The sequence below is a fragment of the Pseudoxanthomonas sangjuensis genome, assembly GCF_010211755.1.
Classification (GTDB): domain Bacteria; phylum Pseudomonadota; class Gammaproteobacteria; order Xanthomonadales; family Xanthomonadaceae; genus Pseudoxanthomonas_A; species Pseudoxanthomonas_A sangjuensis.
In genome coordinates this window covers 144,505-164,892 of the sequence record NZ_PDWR01000002.1, presented here as the reverse complement: position 1 = coordinate 164,892, position 20,388 = coordinate 144,505, and the positions used below count along the sequence as shown (strand labels likewise).

The window sequence follows — 20,388 nt, the reverse complement described above, 5'->3', positions numbered from 1 at the left end:
GGTTCAACCATTTGCCAACGTTTCAGGCGTGCCAGCAGGTTGGAACAGGGGCCGGCGGCAAGCGCAATCGGAGCACGCAGCGATGATCTTCGAGACCCTGAAGACTTCCGGACACGAACAGGTCCTGTTCTGCAACAACCCCGACGCGGGGCTGAAGGCGATCATCGCGATCCACAGCACCGTGCTCGGCCCGGCGCTCGGCGGCATCCGCATGCGCCCCTACGCCGACGACGACGCGGCGCTGACCGACGCGCTGCGCCTGAGCCGCACGATGACCTACAAGAACGCGCTGGCCGGGCTCAACGTCGGCGGCGGCAAGGCGGTGGTGATCGGCGACCCGGCGAAGGACAAGACCGAGGCGATGTTCCGCGCGCTGGGCCGCTACGTCGATTCGCTGGGCGGGCGCTACATCGGCGCCGAGGACGCCGGCACCGACATCAACGACATGGAGCACGTCTACCGCGAGACCGAATACGTGGTCGGCGTGCACCAGGTGCACGGCGGCAGCGGCGACCCCGGCCCGTTCACCGCCTACGGCGCGCTGCAGGGGCTGATGGCCTCGCTCAGCCGCAAGTTCGGCAACGAGGAGGTCGGCAAGTACTCGGTCGCGGTGCAGGGCCTGGGCCACATCGGCATGGAGTTCGTGAAGCTGCTGAAGGAGCGCGGCGCCAAGCTGTTCGTGACCGACCTGAACCCGGAACTGGTCGAACACGCGGTCGAGGAATTCGGCGCCGAGGCGGTGAAGCCCGACGACATCTACGACGTGGCCGCCGACGTGTTCGCGCCGTGCGCGTTCGAGTATTCGATCAACGAGCAGACCCTGCCGCGGCTGAAGGCCAAGGTGATCTGCGGCACCGCCAACAACCAGATGTCGCACGTGGTCGGCACCGAGGCGCACGAGCGCGGCATCCTGTACGCGCCGGACTACGCGGTGAACGCCGGCGGCTCGATGAACGTGTCGCTGGAGATCGACGGCTACAACCGCGAGCGCGCGATGCGGCTGATGCGCAACATCTACCACACGGTCGGCAAGATCTTCGAGCTGGCGGACAAGGAGAACATCGCGCCGCAGTACGCCGCCGACCGCATCGCCGAGGCGCGGATCGCGTCGATCGGCAAGCTGAAGCTGCCGCTGGGGCGCACCGCGCCGCGGTTCATGGGGCACTTGCGCGGGGAACATTGAGGCAATCGAGCGCCGCGCCGGCGCCGTTCCCGCGCGGGCGGGGATGACGCCGCGGGGCCGTCGCAATTGGAGGGAGGAGCCGGATGCGACCCGTTTCAGTAGAAGCCTTTCCGCTGGGAGAGGAGATCGACGCGCTGCGCGATGCGGTGCGCCGCTTCGCCGACAGCGAGATCGCGCCGCGCGCGGCGCAGATCGACCGCGACAACGCGTTCCCGCAGGACCTGTGGCCGAAGCTGGGCGAACTGGGCCTGCTTGGCATGACCGTGGCGCCGGAATACGGCGGCAGCGGCATGGGCTACCTGGCGCACCTGGTCGCGATGGAGGAGATTTCGCGCGCCTCGGGTTCGGTCGGCCTGAGCTACGGCGCGCATTCGAACCTGTGCGTGTCGAACCTGTACCTCAACGGCAACGAGGCGCAGCGGCGCAAGTACCTGCCGAAGCTGTGCAGCGGCGAATGGAAGGGCGCGCTGGCGATGAGCGAGCCGGGCGCCGGCTCCGACGTGGTCGGCTCGATGGGCTGCCGCGCCGAGTTGCGCGGCGATGTCTGGGTGGCCAACGGCAACAAGATGTGGATCACCAACGGCCCCGAGGCCGACGTGCTGCTGGTGTACATGCGCACCGCGGGCAAGGACGCCGGTTCACGCTGCATGACCGCGTTCCTGGTCGAGCGCGGCATGAAGGGTTTCTCGACCGCGCAGAAGCTGGACAAGCTGGGCATGCGCGGCAGCAACACCTGCGAACTGGTGTTCGAGGATTGCGAGATCCCGCGGGAGAACGTGCTGGGCGACGTCGACCAAGGCGTGCGCGTGCTGATGAGCGGCCTGAACAGCGAACGGCTGGTGCTCAGCGGCGGCCCGCTCGGGCTGATGCAGGCGGCGCTGGACATCGCCCTGCCCTACGTGCGCGAGCGCAGGCAGTTCGACGCGCCGATCGGCAGCTTCGGAATCATGCAGGCGAAGATCGCCGACATGTACACCGCGCTGCAGTCGAGCCGCGCCTTCGCCTACCAGGTGGCGCGCGACTACGACGCCGGCCGCGCTTCGCGCGCGGCCGCGGCGGCCTGCCTGCTGCATTCGTCCGACGCGGCGGTGCAGGTCGCGCTGGAGGCGATCCAGGCGCTGGGCGGCAACGGCTACATCAACGAATTCGACACCGGCCGCCTGCTGCGCGACGCCAAGCTGTACGCGATCGGCGCGGGCACCAACGAGATCCGGCGCATGCTGATCGGCCGCGAGTTGTTCGAGGGGCGAGGATGACCTGCTTGCGCGGCATTGCCGCGCAGGTCGTCCGAGCGCCGCGCGTGCTTCGCGCGGCCGGAACGAGGATGACCTGCTTGCGCGGCACTGCCGCGTAGGTCGTCCGAGCGCCGCGCGTGCTTCGCGCGGCCGGAACGAGCGGACCCCTCCCCGCCCGCGGGAGAGGGGTCGAGAATCGTCAGAACCCGTAGCGCAGCTTCGCCGACCACTGCCGGTCGGCGAACGCCGGACCGAAGCGCCGGTCGTAGCCGAACGACAGCGTCGCCTGGCGCGACAGCCGCGAATCCAGGCCGAAACCGAACAGGCCGGCCGAACGCGAGAAGCCTGCGCCGTACAGCGGCGACCACGATTCGGCGCCGGTGAAGCTGGCATCGACCAGCAACCCGTTCTCGGACAGCGAACGCTGCCATTCCGCGTAACCGCGCAGCGTCAGCTCGCGGCCGCTTGCCGACGCCCACGCGCGTTCCGCGCGCAGGCCCGCGACCGCCTGCGTGCGTTCCGCGCGGCTGGCGTTGGCCTTCAGGCCGAAGCCGTCGGCGCCGTTCTCGACGAAACCGTCGCGGTCCAGCCGCACGTAATCGACGCCCGCGTACGGCACCAGCGTGCCGGTGCCGTCGCCGAAGCGGTAACCGGTTTCGACGTTCGCGGCGAAGAAATCGCCGGCGTAATCGCTGGCCACGCGCTCGCGCCGGTCGCCGAGCAGCAGCCCGCGGCGCAGTTGCCGCTCGTAGCGGCCGACGCCGAGCTGGCCCATCGCATAGGCGTTGCCGCGTGCGGCGCCGGCGTAGAACCGCGCCTGCGTCTGCCGGTCGTGGCTGCGGTCGCGGCCGGCGCCGAGGAATCCGTCGGCCTCGGTTTCGCCGAAGGCGAAGCCGGCCACCGCGTCCGCGCCCAGGCGCGCGTCGCTGCCCATCAGCCAGCCGTCGCGCTGGAACTGTCCGGCGACGCCGCCGCCCTGCCCTGGCTGGTCCAACGACCGCGACCAGTCGCCCTGCAAATACGGTCGCGCCGCCAGTTCGCCGAAGCGCGACGACAGCGCGCGGCGGTTCGCGGCGATGTTGTCGAAGCCCATGGCATCGGCGGCGGCATGCAGTTCGCCGGAGAGGCTGCGAATCGAAGCGTCGGCCTGCGCCGCACTGGCGATGCGCTGCAAGGCGCCGGCGCCTTCGATGAACCCCGCGCCGATGCCGCCGGCGCCGCCCGCCAGCTGGCTGTCGAGCGCCTGCATCGCGCCTTCGACGCGCACCGACGACATCCGGGTGATGCCGGACAGGCCCATGCCGGCCACCGCCTTCGATACGTCGATGCGCTTGATGTCGAGGAAGACGTTGTTGGCGTCGTAGGAAAGCGCGGCATCGAGGAACACGTTCGGCGCCGCCTTCAGGCTGGCGAAGGTGCCGCTGATGCCGCCATTGGCCGTCAGCAGGGTTTCCTTCGCGGACGTGGTATAGCCGCTTTTCGTGCCCAGGATCGACGCCTGCCCGGCCAGCGTCGCGGTACCGGCAACGTTGAGCCGGCTTCCCAGCCAGACGCCGAAGTTGCCGGTGGATGTCTGGCTGAAATTGCCGGCGATGCTGGCCGGCGAACCGGCGCCGTTGAAGAACGCGCCGCCATTGCTGACATTGCCGCCGAAAGCGCCGCTGGCCCAGACCTTGGCGCCGCTGGAAATGCTCACGTTCGACGCCAGCCCCTTGCGTACGTCCAGCCCGCCGGCCTGCACGCGGGTTTCGCCGGTGTAGCTGCCCGCTTCGGCCAGGGTCAGGGTGCCGCTGCCGTTCTTGACCAGCCCGCCGCTGCCGACGATCGGATTGCGCCACACCGAGTTGCCGGAGAAGTTCACGCTGAAATCGCCCCACGCGAAATTGCTCGGCCCGTTCGCCGCCTTGCTCACGTCCAGCAGGCCCCAGCCGAACTCCGGATCGACGCCGGGCACACCGAGATCCTTGGCGCCGCCGAGGATCGCCTGCCGCACCTGGTCGTTGGTGAAGTACGGGAACGCCGACCACACCACCGCCGCCGCGCCCGAGACCTGCGGCGCCGCGAACGACGTGCCGCCGCCCTGCCACAGGCCGTAGCTGGCCGCGCCGACCTTGGCCTGCGGATCGATGAAGATCACGTCGCCCGGCGCGGCCAGGCAGTAGTTCATCGCGATGCCGCACTGCTGCGAGTACGAAGTGAGCCGGGTCGGAGTGTCCGGATCCAGCGCGGCCACGGTCAGCCAGCCCTTCTCGAGCTGCGGGTCGTTGGCCAGGCTGGGCAGCGCGGCGTTGTCCGAGGGGTTCGGCAGCAGTTCCGGCACGTCGCCCGCGTTGCCGTTGGCGAACACGATGATGCCGCCGCGGCCGACCACGAAGTCCTTCCACGCATTGGTCAGCTCGGTGGTCAGCGCCGGATCGTTCCAGTACAGGCCGCCCCACGAGTTGTTGATGATCTTCGCGCCGGCGTCGGCCAGTTCGTCGTTGATGGACTGGAAGAAGTCGCCGTAGCCCTCGCCGGCGTGGATTTCGTTGCCTTCGCCCGAGCCGTCGTCCTCCGGCGGGGTGTCGTTGATGATGCGCGAGGCGACGATGTTCGCCTGCTGCGCGACGCCGCCGCCCCAACTGCCGACGCCCTGCCCGGCGGCCATTTGCGCCACGACGGTGCCGTGGCCGACCACGTCGTCGACGCTGGTGTTGTTCACCGCCGGATCGACGTGCACGAAATTTCGCGTCACCCGGCCGCTCAGCGCCGGGTGGTCGCGGTTCACGCCCGTGTCCACCAGGCCGATGGTCACGCCCTGGCCCTTCAACCCCGCGCCCAGTGCGCCGGCGGCATTGGTCAACTGCAGGTGCCGGCTGTACTGCGGCAATACCGCCGGCGCGCCCTGTTCCGGCACGGACGGGGGATTCACCTGGGTCAGGCTGCTGTCGGTGGCAACGGTCGGGGTGAAGCCCGGGTCGTAGGTCGGGGATGGGGGTGGTGGCGTCGGTTTGACCGCGCCTCCGCCGCCTGCGCCGCCGCAGGCAGCCAATGCCGAAACCAGCGCCAGCAACACTGTCCAGCGCAATCCACCGCTTGCCGCTCCTGCGTCCCGCCTCATCGGTCGTCCCCCTTTCCTGTTCCCTGCCGTCACATTCCGGCGCCCGCGTCGCGGGCGATCCGACTCTACGTTACCGGCCCGCGGAACACCCGGACCAAAGTCCATTAACCGCAAAGCCCGCCGCCGGGCGATAATGCGCGCCATTACCGGACCACTTCAACGGGAGAACACATCATGTCCGACATCGTCATCGCCGCCGCCAAGCGCACCGCCATCGGATCGATGCTGGGCCAGTTCACCGGCGTGCCCACCCCGACCCTCGGTGCCGCCGCGATCGGCGCTGCGCTGGCGGAATCCGGCATCCCCGCCGCCGACGTGTCCGAAGTGATCATGGGCTGCGTGCTGCCGGCCAGCCTCGGCCAGGCGCCGGCGCGCCAGGCGATGATCGCGGCCGGGATCCCGAAGTCGGCCGGCGCCACCACCATCAACAAGGTCTGCGGTTCGGGCATGAAGGCGATCATGCTGGCGCACGACATCATCAAGGCCGGCTCGGCGAGCATCGTGGTCGCCGGCGGCATGGAATCGATGACCAATGCGCCGCACATGGTTTCCGCGCGCACCGGCCTGCGCTACGGCGACGCCAAGCTGGTCGACCACATGGCGTGGGACGGCCTGACCAACCCCTACGACGGCAAGTCGATGGGCATCTTCGCCGACGCCACCGCCGCCAAGTACGGCTTCACCCGCGAGGAGCAGGACGCCTTCGCCGTCGAATCGGTCAAGCGCGCGCAGGCCGCGATCGCCTCGGGCGCCTTCGACGGCGAGATCGTCCCGGTCAAGGTTTCCACGCGCAAGGGCGAAGTCGAGTTCGCGGTCGACGAACAGCCGGGCAAGTCGGACGTGGCCAAGATCCCGACGCTGAAGCCGGCGTTCAACAAGGACGGCACGGTGACCGCCGCCAGTTCGTCGAGCATCTCCGACGGCGCCGCCGCGACCGTGGTGCTGAGCGCCGACGAAGCCGCCAGGCGCGGCATCAAGCCGCTGGCGCGCATCGTCGCGCATGCGACCAATTCGCAGGAACCGGAATGGTTCACCACCGCGCCGGTCGGCGCGATCAGGAAGGTGCTGGACAAGGCCGGCTGGAAAGTGGAGGACGTCGACCTGTTCGAAGTCAACGAAGCCTTCGCCGTGGTCGCGATGGCGCCGATCAAGGACCTGGGCATCCCGCACGCCAAGCTCAACGTCAATGGCGGCGCCTGCGCGCTGGGCCACCCGATCGGCGCCTCCGGCGCGCGCCTGGTGGTGACCCTGCTGAACGCCCTGCGCAAGCGCGGCGGGAAGAAGGGCATCGCCACCCTGTGCATCGGTGGCGGCGAGGCCACGGCGATTGCGCTGGAACTGCTCTGAACCCTTGTTTTCATGGGTTGTTGACACAGTTTTTACAAAACTGAATACGCGCCCGCTTGACAGCCCTTTCGCGCTTGTCATCATGTCGGCGGCGCGCAATTGCGCGTTGCCACTCACCATGACGAGGAATTGCAAAATGACCATGAACAAGGCTCTGATCGCGCTGGCCCTGGGTTTCGCCCTGGCTGCGTGCGCGAAGCAGGAAGAAGCCGCCGCGACCGCCGAAGCCGCCGCACCGGCCGCCGAAGCCCCGGCCGCTGACGCTGCCGCCCCGGCCGAAGCCGCCGCCGACGCCGCCGCGACCACCGCCGACGCCGCCCAGGCCGCTGCCGACGACGCCGCTGCCGCCGCCGACACCGCTGCCGACGCTGCGGCCGACGCCGCCGCTGCCGCGACCGACGCTGCCGCTCCGGCCGCCGAAGAAGAGAAGAAGTAATCTCTACGGCTGACTAGCGCTTGCGTTAGTGCTTAAATAAAAAGGCCGCCGGTTCCTGCCGGCGGCCTTTTTCGGTTAAGAGGAACGGGTGACGAGGCCACGGGCCGCATCGATCTGCTCCTGAAGTTTCGCTTTTCCGATTCGCTTCACGACCACTCTGGAGAGACTCATGAAGACCAAGCTGTTGATCCTGGCCGCCGCCGCCACTTTCGCCCTGGCCGCCTGCAAGAACACCGCCGAAGGCGCCGCCGAAGGCGCCGCTGAAGACGCCGCTGCCGCCGCCGACGCCGCCGCTGCCGCGACCACCGACGCCGCTGCCGCCGCGACCGATGCCGCCGCCGACGCCGCCGACGCGACCAGCGACGCCGCTGCCGCCGCGACCGACGCCGCCGCCGACGCTGCGAGCGACGCCGCCGCTGCCGCCTCCGACGCCGCCGATGCCGCTGTCGACGCCACCAAGGACGCCGCCGCCGATGCCGCCGACGCCATGAAGGATGGCGCCGAGAAGGTCGAAGAAGCCGCCAAGCAGTAATCGACGGCTGCTGCAGTTCCTCGCAAGGCCCGCGCAAGCGGGCCTTGTTTTTTGCGGCGCGGTTGCACCGGCCGTTTTTGCGCCGCGCATTGGCGGGGGCCGCCGCATGTGCTTTGATGCCGGCCTCTTTCCCACCGTTGCGACGGCGACATGCCCCTGATCACTTCACGCCTGGACCCGCGATCGCAGGATTTCGCCGACAACGCCGCCTACCACCGCGAACTCGCCGCGGAACTCGCGCGCCGGCTCGCGCGCGCCGCCGACGGCGGCGGCGAAAAGGCGCGCGCCAGGCACAGCGAACGCGGCAAGCTGCTGCCGCGCGAACGCATCGCCGCGCTGCTCGACCCCGGTTCACCGTTCCTCGAGATCGCCCCGCTCGCCGCCGAGGAAATGTACGACGGCGCCGCGCCAGCCGCCGGCATGGTCTGCGGCATCGGGCGCGTGCGCGGGCAGGAAGTCGTGGTCGTCGCCAACGACGCCACGGTGAAGGGCGGCACCTACTTCCCGATGACGGTGAAGAAACACCTGCGCGCGCAGGAGATCGCCCGCGAGAACCGCCTGCCCTGCATCTACCTGGTCGATTCCGGCGGCGCCTTCCTGCCGCTGCAGGACGAGGTGTTCCCCGACAGGGAGCACTTCGGCCGGATCTTCTACAACCAGGCGCGGCTCAGCGCCGAGAACATCCCGCAGGTCGCGGTGGTGATGGGCAGTTGCACCGCCGGCGGCGCCTACGTGCCGGCGATGTGCGACGAATCGATCATCGTCAGGGAACAGGGCACGATCTTCCTCGGCGGCCCGCCGCTGGTGAAGGCGGCGACCGGCGAGGTCGTCGACGCCGAATCGCTCGGCGGCGCCGACGTCCACACCAGCGTCTCCGGCGTGGCCGACCATTTCGCCGAGGACGACCGCCACGCGCTGGAAATCGCCCGCGACATCGTCGGCCACCTCAACCGCAGCAAGAAGGTCGATCCCGCGGTGCGCGAGCCGCGCGAGCCGGCCTACCCCGTCGAGGAGCTGTACGGCATCGTGCCCAGGGACACGCGCCGCCCGTTCGACATCCGCGAGGTCATCGCGCGCCTGGTCGACGCCAGCGAGTTCGACGAGTTCAAGGCGCGCTACGGCAAGACCCTGGTCACCGGCTTCGCCCGCATCCACGGCTACCCGGTCGGCATCGTCGCCAACAACGGCATCCTGTTCTCGGAGAGCGCGCTGAAGGGCGCGCACTTCATCGAACTGTGCAACCAGCGCGGCGTGCCGCTGGTGTTCCTGCAGAACATCACCGGCTTCATGGTCGGCAAGAAATACGAGAACGCCGGCATCGCCAAGGACGGGGCGAAGATGGTCACCGCGGTGGCGTGCTCGAGCGTGCCGAAGTTCACCGTGGTCATCGGCGGCAGCTTCGGCGCCGGCAACTACGCGATGTGCGGCCGCGCCTACGGCGCGAGGTTCCTGTGGATGTGGCCGAACGCGCGGATCAGCGTGATGGGCGGCGAGCAGGCGGCCAGCGTGCTGGCGACGGTGAAGCGCGACGGCATCGAGGCCGCCGGCAAATCGTGGAGCGCCGAAGAGGAGGAAGCGTTCAAGGCGCCGATCCGCGCCCAGTACGAAACCCAGGGCAGCCCGTGGTACGCGACCGCGCGGCTGTGGGACGACGGCATCATCGATCCGGCCGACACCCGCCGGGTGCTGGGACTGGCGATTTCGGCCGCGCTGAACGCGCCGATCGAGCCGGCGAAGTTCGGCGTGTTCCGCATGTAGGCGCTTCTGCCGCCCCGGCAGCGACGGACCACTTCACACCCGACTTCACAATTTGGGGACAAACTCTTGTCTGAACAGGGGAATTAACTTCCGTATCACGGGACGCTAACACTTCGGCGGCGATAGTCGGAAGTCCGTTGTCCCCCGGTAGAGAGAACCCCCCATGTCCATGTGGAAAGACCCTGGCGCCAAGAAAGACATCCCTGCCCCGCAACCACCGCAGCCCGCGGCCACGCCCGAATTCCTGTCCGCCGCGCCGGCGCCGGTGGCGACGCCCGAGCGCTCCACCGCCAAGGAGTCGCTGATCTCCGCCGACCTGGCCATCGAAGGCAAGATCGAGGGCGCCGGCCACGTGCGCATCGCCGGCAAGTTCAAGGGCGACGTCAACGTGCAGGGCGACCTGACCATCGAACTCGGCGCCAAGGTCAACGGCAGCGTCAAGGCGAAGAAGGTCACCGTCGCCGGCGAGCTGGAAGGCAACATCGATTCCGCGACCCAGGTCGACGTGCTGGCTTCCGGCGCGATCACCGGCGACGTCAAGGCCGGCGCGGTGACCGTGGCCAACGGCGCGCGCATCCGCGGCCACGTCGACTTCGGCTGGAACGACGACCGGGCCAAGTCCGCGAAGGGCGGCGCGGAGCACAGCGCGGCCGCATGAGCACGCCGCGCCCGGGCAGCGCGGGCGCGACCCGCGTCTGCCCGCATTGCAAGACCACGATCCTCGAAAGCGCGGCGGTCTGCCCGTCGTGCAGGCATCACCTGCGTTTCGACGAAGCCGCGTTGACCGCGTTGCGTGCGATGCCGGTGGCCACGCCGCTGCGCGTCGAAGGCACGGTGCGGCACCCCGCCGACGGCGGCCCGTGGGAATACACGGTGGTGATGGTGATCCGCAACGACCGCGGCGAAGAGATCAACCGCCAGGTGGTCGGCGTCGGCGCGATGCAGCCCGGCGAGGAGCGCAGCTTCTCGCTGTCGGTGGAAATGGTCCAGCGCGGGGACCTGAAGGGCAAGTTCCGCCGGCACTGAACCCCTTGCCCCGGAACGGCCGCAGGGCGTAGCTTGCCGCGCCCACGCGAAGCGAAAGCAGCGGAGCTAGTCCCGCCCTACCGGAACCGCGCGTTCAACCGCACTTGTTGCAGCCGCCGCAACCGCCGCTGCCGGCATTCTTCGTCTCCGGCGCGACTTTCCTGCCCAGCGCCCGCAGCCACGCCGGCTTGCCTTCGCGCAGCAGCGGAATCGCCAGCGCCGTGCGCAGCCTGCGTACGCCGCCCGGGAACTGCTTCTTCGCCACCACCCACGCGCTGACGATCACCGCCAGCGCGATCACGATGTATTGCAGCAGCAGCGACGCGCCCATCGGCCTACCCCGCCCCGAGCAGCACGGCGACCTGGTAGGTCATGAACGAGGCCGCGTAGGCCAGCGCGAACAGGTAGCCCATCGCGCCGGCCATCTTCTTCCACGAATTGGTCTCGCGCTTGATCGTCGCCAGCGTCGAGATGCACATCGGCGCGTAGATGTACCAGACCAGCAGCGACAGCGCGGTCGCCAGCGACCAGCCGTCGCTGATCAGCGGCGACAGCGCCTGCGCGGCCGCCGCGTCGTCGGTGGCCGACAATGCGTAGACGGTGGCAAGCGACGACACCGCGACCTCGCGCGCGGCCAGGCCGGGGATCAGGGCGATGCAGATCTGCCAGTTGAAGCCCAGCGGCGCGAATACCGCGGTCATCGCGTGGCCGATGCGGCCGGCGAAGCTGTAGTCGATCGCCGGACCGGCCGCATCCGCCGGCGCGCCGGGGAACGACAGCAGGAACCACAGCAGGATGGTCAGCGCCAGGATGATGCCGCCGACGCGCTTGAGGAAGATCATCGCGCGTTCCCACAGGCCGATCAGCAGGTCGCGCGCATGCGGCACGCGGTACGACGGCAGTTCCAGCAGCAACGCGTGCTCGCCCTTGTCGCGGCGCCACTTCTTCATCACCCACGACACCAGCAGCGCGCTGGCGATGCCCGCGGCGTACAGGCCGAACAGCACCAGCCCCTGCCGGTTGAACACGCCCCACACGGTCTCCTGCGGGATGAACGCACCGATCAGCAATGCGTAGACCGGCAGCCGCGCCGAACAGGTCATCAGCGGCGCGACCAGGATCGTGGCGAGGCGGTCGCGCGGATCCTGGATCGAACGCGTGGCCATGATCCCCGGGATCGCGCAGGCGAAACTGGACAGCAACGGGATGAACGAGCGCCCGGACAGGCCGGCGCTGGCCATCATGCGGTCGAGCAGGAACGCCGCGCGCGGCAGGTAGCCGCTTTCCTCCAGCGCCAGGATGAAGGCGAACAGGATCAGGATCTGCGGCAGGAACACGATCACGCCGCCGACGCCGGCGATGATGCCGTCGACCAGCAGGCTGTTGAGCGGCCCTGCCGGCAGCGCCGCGCCGACGGTCTCGCCCAGCCACGCGGTGCCGGCGTCGATCAGGTCCATCAGCGGCGTCGCCCAGGCGTACACCGCCTGGAAGATCAGGAACATCACCACCGCCAGCGCCAGCAGGCCGAACAGCGGATGCAGCAGCCAGCGGTCCAGCGCGTCGTCGACCTTCGCGGTGCGCGACGGCATCGCCACCGTCGCCGCGAGCAGGCGGCGGGTTTCGGCGTGGAGGTCGGCGCCTTCGGCGAGATGCTTCGTCGGCGACTGCGGATTGGCCGCCAATTGCTCGATGCGCTCCACCAGCGCCTTCGCGCCATGGCGCTGCACCGCGACGGTTTCGACCACCGGCACGCCGAGCTGCCTTTCCAGTTCGGCGGGATCGATGGCGATGCCGCGCCGGCGCGCCGCGTCGATCATGTTGACCGCGACGATGAGCGGTTTCCCCAGTTCGCGCAGTTCCAGCGCGAAGCGCAGGTGCAGGCGCAGGTTGGTCGCGTCCAGCACGCAGACCAGCACGTCGGGCGCCGCCTCGCCGGGATAGAAGCCGCGGATCACGTCGCGCGCCACCGCCTCGTCGATGCTGGCGGCGTTGAGGCTGTAGGCGCCCGGCAGGTCGAGCACCGCGTAGCTGCGGCCGGACGGGCCGTACAGGCGGCCCTCCTTGCGCTCGACGGTGACGCCGGCGTAGTTGGCGACCTTCTGCCGGCTGCCGGTCAGCTGGTTGAACAGCGCGGTCTTGCCGCAGTTCGGGTTGCCGACCAGGGCGAGGCGCAGCGGCACGGCGGTTTCGGCGTTCACGCGCCCACCCCGTCGAGCAGGCGTACCCGCGCCGCTTCGGCACGGCGCAGCGCGAAGCGGGTGAAGCCCACCTGCACCAGGATCGGTTCGCCGCCCATCGGACCCATTGCCACCACCTCGACCGGTTCCCCGGCCACGAAACCCAGCTCGCGCAAGCGTCGTGCAATGTTGTCGTTCGGACCCCGGTCCTCGACGGAAGCGACGATGCCGGGAACCCGGCGGGGCAGTTCGGCCAATGTCACGCGATGCGCCTGAATGGTAATTGTTCTCATTCTAGCATCGCCGCAGCGCACCAGTCGTCCCATGGACGAGCCGCTATGATGCCGGCCTGTTTAACGATCCGGCCCGACCCGGGAGCCTTGCATGCCGGCAGCGCTGTCCGTCCAGACCCATGGCCCCGTGCTGCGCCTGCGGCTGGAACGCCCGGAACTGCACAACGCCTTCGACGCCGCACTGATCGCCGGCCTCGCCAGCGCCCTCGCCGCCGCCGGCGCCGATCCCGCCGTCCGCGTGGTGGTGCTGGAAGGCGGCGGCGCCTCGTTCTCGGCCGGTGCGGACCTGAACTGGATGCGCGGCATGGCCGCCGCCAGCGAGGCCGAGAACCGCGACGACGCGCTCGCCCTCTCCGGCCTGATGCGCACGCTGGACGAGCTGCCGAAGCCGACCATCGCCCGCGTGCACGGCGCCGCCTTCGGCGGTGGCGTCGGCCTCGTCGCCTGTTGCGACATCGCGATCGGCGTGCCCGAAGCGAAGTTCGGCCTCACCGAGAGCAAGCTGGGCCTGTTGCCGGCGGTGATCTCGCCCTACGTGATCGCCGCGATCGGCGCGCGCCAGGCGCGGCGCTGGTTCGCCACCGCGGAGATCTTCGACGCGGCCGAGGCGCTGCGCATCGGCCTGCTGCACCAGGTGGTGCCGGCCGGCGAACTCGACGCGGCGGTGCGACGCCAGGTCGACCTGCTGCTGAAGGCCGGGCCGCTGGCCGCGGCATCGGCGAAGCAACTGGTGCGCGACGTCGCCGCCATGCAGCACGACCGCGATGCGCTCGACGCCGCCAACGCCGCGCTGATCGCGCGACTGCGCGTTTCGCCGGAAGGACAGGAAGGCCTGTCCGCCTTCCTCGGCAAGCGCAAACCCGACTGGACCACGAAGGAGTGACGCCATGCTCGACCATATCGGCATCCCGGTTTCCGACTACGCCCGCAGCGTGGCCTTCTACAAGCAGGCGCTGGCGCCGCTGGGCATCGGCCTGGTGATGGAAGTCACGCCGGATATGACCGGGGGAAACGGCAGCGCCGCCGGCTTCGGCCACGACGGCAAGCCCTATTTCTGGTTCGGCGACGACGGCGCGCCGCCGTCCGGCCTGCATAGCCATGTCGCCTTCGCCGCCGGCAGCCGCGCCGACGTGGACGCCTTCTACCGGGCCGCCATCGCCGCCGGCGGCCGCGACAACGGCGCGCCGGGCCTGCGTCCGCACTACCACCCTGACTACTACGGCGCCTTCGTGCTCGATCCCGACGGGCACAACATCGAAGCCGTCTGCCACGCGCCCGCCTGATCCATGTTCGACAAGATCCTGATCGCCAACCGCGGCGAAATCGCCTGCCGCGTCATCCGCACCTGCCGCCGGCTCGGCATCCGCACCGTCGCGGTGTATTCCAGCGCCGACGCCGACGCGCAACACGTGCGCCTGGCCGACGAAGCGCACCCGCTCGGCGGGCCGACGCCGGCCGAGAGCTACCTGCGCGGCGACGCGATCATCGAAGCCGCGAAGAAAAGCGGCGCGCAGGCGATCCACCCCGGCTACGGCTTCCTCAGCGAGAACGCCGACTTCGCCGATGCGGTCGAAGCCGCCGGGCTGGCGTTCATCGGCCCGAAGGCGGCATCGATGCGCAAGATGGGCAGCAAGGCCGGCGCCAAGGAGCTGATGGCCGCGGCCGGCGTGCCGGTCGCGCCCGGCTACACCGGCGAGGACCAGGCGCTGGCCACGCTGGCCCGCGAGGCGGCGAAGATCGGCTTCCCGCTGATGCTCAAGGCCGCGCACGGCGGCGGCGGCAAGGGCATGCGCATCGTGCGCGGCCTCGACGACTTCGCTTCGCAGCTGGAAAGCTGCAAGCGCGAGGCGGCCAACGCCTTCGGCCGCGACCGCGTGCTGCTGGAGCGCTACGTCGAATCGCCGCGCCACGTCGAGATCCAGGTGTTCGGCGACGCGCACGGCAACGTCGTCCACCTCAACGAGCGCGAATGCTCGGCGCAGCGCCGCTACCAGAAGGTGCTGGAGGAATCGCCGTCGCCGCTGCTGGCGCGGGAACAGCGCGCGGCGATGGGCGAAGCCGCGGTGCTGGCGGCGCGCGCGCTGGACTACGTCAATGCCGGCACGGTCGAATTCATCGTCGACGCCGCCGGCGATTTCTATTTCATGGAAATCAACACGCGATTGCAGGTCGAGCACCCGGTGACCGAACTGACCACCGGCCTGGACCTGGTCGAATGGCAGTTGCGCGTCGCCGCCGGAGAACCGCTGCCGCTGCGGCAGGAACAGATCGCGCAGCGCGGCCACGCCATCGAGGTCCGCCTGTACGCGGAAGACCCGGATGCCGGCTTCCTGCCGGCCTCCGGCAAGCTCGAGGCCCTCGACCTGCCCCCGCCCTCGGAAAACGTCCGCATCGATTCCGGCGTGGTCGAAGGCGACACGGTGACGATCTTCTACGACCCGATGATCGCCAAGCTGATCGTCCACGACGAAGACCGTCCGCGCGCGCTGGCGCGGCTGCGCGACGCGCTGGCCGGCTGCGCCATCGCCGGGCCGAAGACCAACATCGGCTTCCTCGAGCGGCTGGCGCGGCATCCGGCCGTGGTCGAGGGCCGCATCGACACCGGCTACCTCGACCGCCACCTCGCCGAATTCCTGCCGGACGGCCGCATCGCCACCCGCCTGCTGCTGGCGGCCGCCACCGCGCAGCTGCTGGCCCAGGAAGCGCAGGCGCGCGAGCGGGCACGGGCATCGGGCGACCCGGCCTCGCCGTGGGCCATCGCCGACGGCTGGCGCCCGGGCGAACCGGCCTGGCGGCGCCTGGCCTTCCTGCCCGCCGGCAGCGAGCTGGAACTGGCCGCGCGCGGCCACGCCGGCGACTACCGGATCGAATACGCCGGCCGCGGCTACCGCGTCGACGGCGCCCGTCTGGCCGATGGCGCGCTCGGCCTGCGTATCGACGATGGGGGATACCGCGTCCGGGTGCTGCGCGGCGCGGACTGGATCGATGTCCACGACGGCGACGGGCGGCTGCGCCTTGAGCCGGTGGCCGCGTACCGCCATGCCGACGCCGAAGGCGCCGCAGGCGATGCGCGCATCGCCGCGCCGATGCCCGGGCGCGTGGCGGTGGTGAAGGCCAGGCCGGGCGACGACGTGATGGCCGGACAGGACCTGCTGATCATCGAGGCGATGAAGATGGAACTGGCGATCAAATCCCCGCGCGACGGCACCGTGGCCGAACTGCGCGCCGCGGTCGGCGATTTCGTCGAGGCCGATGCCGTGCTGGCGGTGCTGGAGCCCTGACGTGGCCGCGACGGACGCCAGCTTCGTGCGCATCGTCGAAGTCGGCCCGCGCGACGGCCTGCAGAACGAAAAGGCCATCGTGCCGACCGCGGCCAAGGTCGAGCTGATCGACCGGCTGTCGCGAACCGGCCTGCGCAGCATCGAGGCGACCAGCTTCGTCAGCCCGAAATGGATCCCGCAGCTCGCCGACGCGGCGGAAGTCTTCGCCGCGATCGAACGCAGGCCCGGCGTCGCCTACCCGGTGCTGGTGCCGAACGAACGGGGCTACGAGCGCGCGCGCGCGGTCGGCGCGGAAGAGGTCGCGGTGTTCACCGCCGCGTCCGAGGCGTTCAACCGCAAGAACACCAACGCCGGCATCGACGAATCGATCGAGCGCTTCCGCCCGGTGCTGCAGCGCGCGCGGGCCGACGGGGTGAAGGTGCGCGGCTACGTTTCCACCGTGCTCGGCTGCCCCTACCAGGGCGAAGTGCCGGTCGCGGACGTGGTGCGGGTGGCCAGGCGCCTGCACGAACTGGGCTGTTACGAGGTTTCGCTGGGCGATACCATCGGCGTCGGCACCCCCTACAAGGCGAGCGCGATGCTCAAGGCCGTCGCCAGCGAAGTCCCGATGCCGGCCCTGGCCGTGCACTTCCACGACACCTACGGGCAGGCGCTGGCCAACATCCTCGCCTGCCTCGAGCAAGGCGTGCGCGTGGTCGACGCCGCGGTCTCCGGCACCGGCGGCTGCCCGTACGCGAAGGGCGCCAGCGGCAACGTCGCCAGCGAGGACGTGGTCTACATGCTGCACGGCATGGGCATGCGTACCGGCGTCGACCTGGACAGGCTCGGCGAAACCGGGCGCTGGCTGGCCGCGCTGCTCGGCCGCGCCAGCGGCAGCAAGGTCGCGCAGGCGCAGGCGGCCTCATGACCGCACTCGGCGGCGTCCGCGACCTGCCCGACACCGCGGCCGGCGGCGGCGAAGCGCTGCCCGACGAGAATGCCGCGACCCTCGCCGCGCTGGCGCAGGCCATCGCCGATCCCGCCACCGACGCCGGCGCGCGCGCGCTGCTGCAGCGCGCGCACGACGCCCTGCGCGAGTCCCTGGCCGAGGCCGAGGCCGCGCGCCAGCGCTACCACGCGCTGTTCGACGCGGTGCCGGACCCGGTCAGCATCATCGCCGAGGACGGCACCGTGCTCGACCTCAACAAGGCCGGCATGCAGGCCTACAAGCGCCCGCGCGAGGACATCGTCGGCAAGAACATCAACGTGCTGAACCCGGACCTGCCGCAGGACCACCTGGTCCCGGTCTGGGAAACCCTCGACCGCGGCGAGACCTACGTGGTCGAAGTGACCAACATGCGCGCCGACGGCACCCGCTTCCCGGTGGAGGTGCATTCGGCCAACCTCAGCTACGACGGCCGCAAGGCCATCGTCGCGGTGGCGCGCGACCTGAGCGGCCGCCACGAGGCCGAACTGCGCTACCGCGAGCTGATGGAGGTCATCGACAAGGGCATCGTGGTGCAGAACCCGGACCTCGACGTGGTCTATTCCAATCGCGCGGCGACGCTGACCTTCGGCATCGGCGAAGGCCAGCACCTGACCGAACAGCTGCGCCCGGAACACTGGCGCTACTTCGACGAGGACGGGCGCGACCTGCCGGAAGCGGAACTGCCGCCGAACCGCGCGCTGCGCAGCGGCCAGGTCGTCGAAGGCGTGCTGCTGGGCATGTACCACCGCCGGCGCAAGCAGCTGGTATGGCTGACGATGACCTCGGTGCCGCAGTTCGCGCCGGGCAGCAACCACCCGACCCAGGTGACCTCGATCTTCAGCGACGTCACCGCGCTCAAGCGCGACAGCGCGCTGTTCGACCGCGCCCAGGCGCTGGCGCACATCGGCGGCTGGGAATGGGATTCCGGCCGCGACCAGTTGTACCTGACCGACGAGGCCGTGCGCATCCTCGGCCCGGCGCAGACGCCGCAGATGCTGGACGGCATGCTCGCCTGCCTGCGCCAATCCGACCGCCGCCACCTGCGCACCGCGATCGACGAGGCCCTGCACGCCGGCGGCGGCTTCGACATGGAGCTGCGCGGCAGCCGCAGCGACGGCCACCCGTTCTGGATCCGCGTGCTCGGCGAGGCCGACCTCGCCGAGCCGTCGGCTTCGCGCGTCACCGGCACCCTGCAGGACATCTCGCTGGACAAGCAGGCCGAGGAAACCCTGCGCATCCAGGCGCTGACCGATCCGCTGACCGGGCTGATGAACCGCGACGCCGTGCTCAACGAGCTCAGCTCGCGGCTCAGCGACCCGGCGCTGGCGCGGGTCGCGGTGCTGTACGTCGACCTGGACCGCTTCAAGACCGTCAACGACGTGCTGGGCCACAACGCCGGCGACCAGATGCTGACCATCGCCGCGCGCCGCATCGTCGACGCGGTCGGCAGCGAAGGCCGCGTGGCGCGCTTCGGCGGCGACGAATTCCTGGTGGTCTGCGACATCGCCGGCAACCCGGAGCAGCCCGAGCGCCTGGCCGACGCGATCCTCGACGCCTTCTCCGACGCGTTCCGCTTCGGCAAGGACGAATTCACCATCACCGCCAGCATCGGCATCGCGCGCGCGCCGCGCGACGGCCTGCGCCCGCAGCAGCTGATCCAGAACGCCGACGTGGCGATGTACGAAAGCAAGCACCGCACGCGCAACGCCTGGCACGCCTTCACCCCGGAACTGGCGCGCCGCCAGCAGGACAGGCTGCAGATCGAGACCCAGCTGCGCCGCGCGGTCGACAACCACGAATTCCACCTGGTCTACCAGCCGCAGGTCGACCTGCGCCTGGGCAACGTGATCGCCGCCGAGGCGCTGATCCGCTGGCAGAGCCACCAACTGGGCGAGTTGCGCCCGGACCTGTTCATCAGCCACGCCGAAACCACCGGCGACATCGTCCGCATCGGCAGCTGGGTGCTGCGCGAAGCCTGCCGGCAGGTGCGCGAGTGGCGCGACCAGGGGCTGGGCATCGTCCGCGTGGCGGTCAACGTGTCGTACCGCCAGTTCCTCGGCGACGACCTGTCCGACAGCGTGCGCGCGGTGCTCGAGGAATTCGACCTGCCCGGCTCGGCGCTGGAGCTGGAATTCACCGAGCGCGTGCTGATCGAGGACGCGCCGGCCACGCTGAAGACCTTCGCCGAGCTGCGCGCGCTGGGCGTGATGCTCACCATCGACGACTTCGGCGAAGGCTACAGCGCGCTGAACTACCTGCGCCGGTTGCCGATCCACGGCCTCAAGCTGAGCCAGCTGTTCACCGAGGGCGTGCCGAACAACCGTTCCGACGTGGCGGTATGCCAGGCCGTGTCGGCGATCGCGCGCAGCCTCGGCCTCGGCCTGGTCGCCGAAGGCGTGGAATCGGAGGCGCAGCGCCAGTTCCTGCTGCAGCTCGGCGTGCCGGTGGGACAAGGCTTCCTGTTCGCGCCGGGCCTGCCGCCCGACGAATTCGCGCAGCGGCTGCGCGCGACCTTGCCCGAACCCATCGCCCATGACTGATACCGGAACGCGATTCGCCCTGCGCCCCATCGAACCCCGCGACGACGACGCCATCGCACGCATCATCCGCACGGTGATGCCGGAATTCGGCGCCTGCGGCGCGGGTTTCGCGATCAACGACCCGGAAGTGGACTGGATGAGCCGCGCGTACGCGGAGCCGCGCTCGGCCTATTTCGTCGTCGAGCATGCCGATGGAAGCGGGGACCGCGAAGTGCTCGGCGGCGGCGGCGTGGCGCCGCTTTCCGGCGGCGACGGCGATACCTGCGAACTGCGCAAGATGTATTTCCTGCCGCAGGCGCGCGGCCTCGGCGCCGGCGCCGCGCTGATGGCGAAGTGCCTCGACGCCGCGCGCGGCTTCGGTTTCCGCCGCTGCTACATCGAGACCCTGACCGGCATGGACGCGGCGATGCGCCTGTACGAACGCAGCGGCTTCCGCCGCATCGACGCCCCGCTGGGCGCGACCGGGCACGGCGGCTGCAATACCTTCTACCTGCTCGACCTGTGACGCAGGGG

The 20,388-nt window shown here is 70.1% G+C and carries 18 protein-coding genes; 14 read left to right on the top strand and 4 right to left on the bottom strand.

Going from position 1 to position 20,388, the window contains the following annotated elements; genetic code table 11:
• The first annotated feature begins 82 nt into the window (after positions 1-82).
• Both CSC71_RS01705 and CSC71_RS01700 read left to right on the top strand, forming a co-directional pair.
• Positions 83-1,183 carry a Glu/Leu/Phe/Val dehydrogenase gene (locus tag CSC71_RS01705; protein ID WP_162372611.1) on the top strand — a complete coding sequence of 367 codons (1,101 nt, stop codon included), beginning with the start codon at positions 83-85 and terminating at the stop codon, positions 1,181-1,183.
• Between the two features lie 83 nt (positions 1,184-1,266).
• Positions 1,267-2,439 (top strand): acyl-CoA dehydrogenase family protein, encoded by a 1,173-nt coding sequence (locus tag CSC71_RS01700; protein ID WP_162372610.1) that lies wholly within the window; start codon positions 1,267-1,269, stop codon positions 2,437-2,439.
• A gap of 178 nt (positions 2,440-2,617) precedes the next feature.
• Here CSC71_RS01700 and CSC71_RS01695 read toward each other — a convergent pair whose 3' ends face one another.
• Entirely contained in the window at positions 2,618-5,485 is a 2,868-nt protein-coding gene (locus CSC71_RS01695; protein WP_246191920.1) for an autotransporter serine protease, read from the bottom strand.
• 207 nt (positions 5,486-5,692) lie between these two features.
• Here CSC71_RS01695 and CSC71_RS01690 point away from each other — a divergent pair, with 207 nt between their 5' ends.
• The 6 genes from CSC71_RS01690 (at position 5,693) to CSC71_RS01665 (ending at position 10,617) form a co-directional block, all read left to right on the top strand.
• Positions 5,693-6,865, top strand: a complete 1,173-nt coding sequence (locus tag CSC71_RS01690; RefSeq protein ID WP_162372608.1) for a thiolase family protein — start codon at positions 5,693-5,695, stop codon at positions 6,863-6,865.
• Positions 6,866-7,001: 136 nt separating this feature from the next.
• Positions 7,002-7,301 carry a hypothetical protein gene (locus CSC71_RS15440; protein WP_162372607.1) on the top strand — a complete coding sequence of 100 codons (300 nt, stop codon included), beginning with the start codon at positions 7,002-7,004 and terminating at the stop codon, positions 7,299-7,301.
• A gap of 169 nt (positions 7,302-7,470) precedes the next feature.
• Positions 7,471-7,833, top strand: a complete 363-nt coding sequence (locus tag CSC71_RS01680) for a hypothetical protein (RefSeq protein WP_162372606.1) — start codon at positions 7,471-7,473, stop codon at positions 7,831-7,833.
• A 150-nt stretch (positions 7,834-7,983) separates the two neighbouring features.
• Positions 7,984-9,591, top strand: a complete 1,608-nt coding sequence (locus tag CSC71_RS01675; RefSeq protein WP_162372605.1) for a carboxyl transferase domain-containing protein — start codon at positions 7,984-7,986, stop codon at positions 9,589-9,591.
• A 163-nt stretch (positions 9,592-9,754) separates the two neighbouring features.
• The gene (locus CSC71_RS01670) at positions 9,755-10,249 is read left to right on the top strand and encodes a bactofilin family protein (RefSeq protein ID WP_162372604.1); all 495 of its coding nucleotides are present in this window, start codon (positions 9,755-9,757) and stop codon (positions 10,247-10,249) included.
• Positions 10,246-10,617, top strand: a complete 372-nt coding sequence (locus tag CSC71_RS01665; RefSeq protein ID WP_162372603.1) for a hypothetical protein — start codon at positions 10,246-10,248, stop codon at positions 10,615-10,617. The genes CSC71_RS01670 and CSC71_RS01665 overlap by 4 nt, the downstream gene beginning before the upstream one ends.
• 94 nt (positions 10,618-10,711) lie before the next feature.
• Here CSC71_RS01665 and CSC71_RS01660 read toward each other — a convergent pair whose 3' ends face one another.
• Genes CSC71_RS01660 through CSC71_RS01650 form a run of 3 tightly spaced genes read right to left on the bottom strand, consistent with a single transcriptional unit; the run spans position 10,712 to position 13,057 of the window.
• Complete coding sequence (locus tag CSC71_RS01660; protein WP_162372602.1) at positions 10,712-10,948, bottom strand: DUF6587 family protein; 237 nt, start codon at positions 10,946-10,948, stop codon at positions 10,712-10,714.
• 4 nt (positions 10,949-10,952) lie between these two features.
• The gene (feoB, locus tag CSC71_RS01655; RefSeq protein ID WP_162372601.1) at positions 10,953-12,815 is read right to left on the bottom strand and encodes a ferrous iron transport protein B; all 1,863 of its coding nucleotides are present in this window, start codon (positions 12,813-12,815) and stop codon (positions 10,953-10,955) included.
• Positions 12,812-13,057 (bottom strand): FeoA family protein, encoded by a 246-nt coding sequence (locus CSC71_RS01650; protein WP_211367814.1) that lies wholly within the window; start codon positions 13,055-13,057, stop codon positions 12,812-12,814. The genes feoB and CSC71_RS01650 overlap by 4 nt, the downstream gene beginning before the upstream one ends.
• A 121-nt stretch (positions 13,058-13,178) precedes the next feature.
• Between CSC71_RS01650 and CSC71_RS01645 the strand changes: the two genes are divergently transcribed.
• Genes CSC71_RS01645 through CSC71_RS01620 form a run of 6 tightly spaced genes read left to right on the top strand, consistent with a single transcriptional unit; the run spans position 13,179 to position 20,380 of the window.
• Complete coding sequence (locus tag CSC71_RS01645) at positions 13,179-13,970, top strand: enoyl-CoA hydratase-related protein (RefSeq protein WP_162372600.1); 792 nt, start codon at positions 13,179-13,181, stop codon at positions 13,968-13,970.
• A 4-nt stretch (positions 13,971-13,974) separates the two neighbouring features.
• Entirely contained in the window at positions 13,975-14,370 is a 396-nt protein-coding gene (locus CSC71_RS01640) for a VOC family protein (RefSeq protein WP_162372599.1), read from the top strand.
• Positions 14,371-14,373: 3 nt separating this feature from the next.
• Entirely contained in the window at positions 14,374-16,368 is a 1,995-nt protein-coding gene (locus CSC71_RS01635) for an acetyl/propionyl/methylcrotonyl-CoA carboxylase subunit alpha (RefSeq protein WP_162372598.1), read from the top strand.
• A 1-nt stretch (position 16,369) separates the two neighbouring features.
• A complete protein-coding gene (locus CSC71_RS01630) occupies positions 16,370-17,275 on the top strand; it encodes a hydroxymethylglutaryl-CoA lyase (RefSeq protein ID WP_246191919.1) in 906 nt (301 codons plus the stop codon).
• Complete coding sequence (locus CSC71_RS01625; protein WP_162372596.1) at positions 17,272-19,875, top strand: sensor domain-containing protein; 2,604 nt, start codon at positions 17,272-17,274, stop codon at positions 19,873-19,875. The genes CSC71_RS01630 and CSC71_RS01625 overlap by 4 nt, the downstream gene beginning before the upstream one ends.
• Positions 19,868-20,380: a GNAT family N-acetyltransferase gene (locus tag CSC71_RS01620; protein WP_162372595.1), complete on the top strand. Its 513-nt coding sequence runs from the start codon at positions 19,868-19,870 to the stop codon at positions 20,378-20,380. The genes CSC71_RS01625 and CSC71_RS01620 overlap by 8 nt, the downstream gene beginning before the upstream one ends.
• The last annotated feature ends 8 nt before the right edge of the window (positions 20,381-20,388 follow it).